At 71.9% G+C, this 2303-nt stretch carries 2 protein-coding genes and 1 pseudogene; all 3 read right to left on the reverse strand.

Annotation, left to right across the window (positions count from 1 at the left end; genetic code table 11):
- Positions 1-238 precede the first annotated feature (238 nt).
- On the reverse strand, positions 239-1345 hold the full coding sequence (locus C5F48_RS26310; protein ID WP_107666066.1) for a phage tail protein: 1107 nt from the start codon (positions 1343-1345) through the stop codon (positions 239-241).
- Positions 1342-1932: a phage tail protein I gene (locus tag C5F48_RS23290; RefSeq protein WP_107666067.1), complete on the reverse strand. Its 591-nt coding sequence runs from the start codon at positions 1930-1932 to the stop codon at positions 1342-1344. Before C5F48_RS23290 ends, C5F48_RS26310 begins: the two co-directional genes overlap by 4 nt.
- Positions 1929-2303, reverse strand: a pseudogene (locus tag C5F48_RS23295) (baseplate assembly protein); the annotation flags it as partial. The pseudogene C5F48_RS23295 and the gene C5F48_RS23290, both read right to left, overlap by 4 nt.

The raw sequence follows: 2303 nt of genomic DNA on the forward strand, positions 1-2303 counted from the left end.
TCGATCCCGTGCAGGAACTGTTCGGGCATAGGCGGAAGTCTCCCAGGGGGTGCTGGGCAGACCATCGCAGATGCAGGGGAGCGGATCGCCCCTGACCCCGTTCAGGGGGCAAGAGCGATCCGCAGGGTAGATAGGGAATTGGCAGTTGGGGACCACCAAGGTCAGTATCACTGAAGGGCGCGATTCTGGCAAATGCCATATCGAATTAAGCATCGGGAAGGTCGAGAAGCCCGGGTGCTCAGAACTTGATGCAGTAGAGGAGCGCCAGGTTGCGCGGCCGGGCCTCCGCCCCGCTGGAGCGGAAGCGCATGTTCACATCGTCGCCGTCCATCGACCGGCCCGAGGCGACCCAGGGCGAGAAGACATCGGTCGCCGGCACGTCGATGGTGACGTTGCCCTGCTCGCCGGCCGGGTTGCGCGCCGACTGCACCTGCAGCAGCCGGTTGCTCTCGGCTCCCTGGGTCGATCCCAGCACCCGGCCCGCATCGACGCCGCGGCCGTCGTCGAGCCCGCGGATGAACTCGCCCCGCGCCTCCGGCAGGTTGAAGGTTGTCGCCCCGTCGCCCGGCCCGAAGCTCGTGCCGATGGCGGCGAAGAGCCCGGCGTAGGTGGTGCGCGAGACCGCGGCCCCGTTGCAGCGCAGCCAGCCCGGCGGCGGGGCCGTCATGGCGAAGGCGGCGACGCAGCCGGCCGGCAGCACGTTCTGCCTCACCCATTCGGTGGTGGCGATCTGCGGGCTGTTCTCTCCCGCCGCCGGGGTGGGCGCCGTCGGCGCGCCAGTCAGCGCCGGGCTCGCCAGCGGGGCCTTCTGCGCGATGGCGTTGGTGACGGTGGTCGCGAAGTTCGGGTCATTGCCGAGCGCCGCCGCCAGCTCGTAGAGCGTGTCGAGGGCCGCCGGCGAGGCGTTCACCAGCGCCGCGACCTTGGCCTGGACGAAGGCGGTGGTCGCGATCTGGGTTGTGTTGGTCGCGACCGCGGCGGTCGGCGCGGTGGGCGTCCCGGTGAAGGCCGGGCTCGCCAGCGGGGCCTTCGTCGTCTGCAGCGCCTTGCCCTGGGCCGCGGTCAGCGCCTCATCGACAGCCGAGCTCGTCAGCGTGTTGTTCAGCCGCACGATGCCAGCCACCGTGGTGGAGGCCGCGACCACCGCGGCGATCAGCGCGTCCACCCTGGTGCGCAGGAACTTGGTGCGCCCGGCGAGGATCTGGGCCTGCCAGTTCATCAGCCCGCTGTCGGCCTCGGGATCGACCACGCCGCCGGTCGGCCACATGCCGTCCTCGAGCCGCGGCACGCTCTTCCATTCCTCCGTCTCGGGGAGCGGCTGGATACTCGCGAGATTGACCATCATTGCACCTCATAGTGATAGACGCCGCCGAGCGGGATCTGATTGCCGAGATCCCAGACCCCGCGGCCCAGGACATGCCGGACGCCGCCGGCCAGGGTGATGCGCCTGAGCCGGCAACGCATCGGGGCGACAGCCGCGAGCCTGTCGCGGAGCGCATCGGCGTCGCGTCGACCGACGGGGCGGGTGATGCCGATGTCGTAATCGGCCCAGGTGATCCCGCTCCAGCCGAGCCGCCAGCTGCGCCCCAAGGGCGGGGCTGCCCCGAGCCGGGGCAACTGCCAGGCCTCGGTGATCGCCGCGTCGCCATAGCCCGCGAGCCGCAGCGCCCGGCGGATCGCGCCGACCGTGCCCTTGTGGCGGTGGAGATCGACCGAGGCCGCGATCACCTCGCGCCGCCGGCTCTCCGACCAGCCCGGATCCCAGTCATCGACCGACAGCGCCCAGGCGAGCCAGGGGAGCAGCGCGGCCGGGCAGGTCGCGGGCGACCAGAGCCCGGCGTTGGGAACGGCGGGGCCGGTGATCGCCGCTATGCCGCGGGCGATGGCTCGCTCGGCCCGGGTGGCGTTCGGCGGCAGCAGGGTCGGGCTCATGCGGCGACCGTCACGCTGACGGCGCTGCACCAGGCGGCATGCCGGGCGTCGGGCTCGATGTCTACAGCGGGCGCGACAAGATCGACGCGCTCGACGCCGGGCTGGTGCAGCGCGCGGAAGAGACCGGAGCGGCGCACCGAACGGCCGAGCCGGTGCGACTGGGCGACATAGGCCCGCACAGCCGCCTCGGCCGCCGCCCGCACCGCCTCGCCATCGGGACCGGCGAACATGGTGAGCGTCGCGGTCACGACGTAGTCGATGATCTCCGCCCCGGTCACCTGCACCTCGTCGCAGAGCGGGCGCACGTCCTCGTCGTTCAAGGCGGCGGCGACCGTGGCGATCAGCGCCGGGTCGGCTGCGCCGATGCCCGA

Source organism: Cereibacter changlensis JA139 (genome assembly GCF_003034985.1).
GTDB lineage: Bacteria > Pseudomonadota > Alphaproteobacteria > Rhodobacterales > Rhodobacteraceae > Cereibacter > Cereibacter changlensis.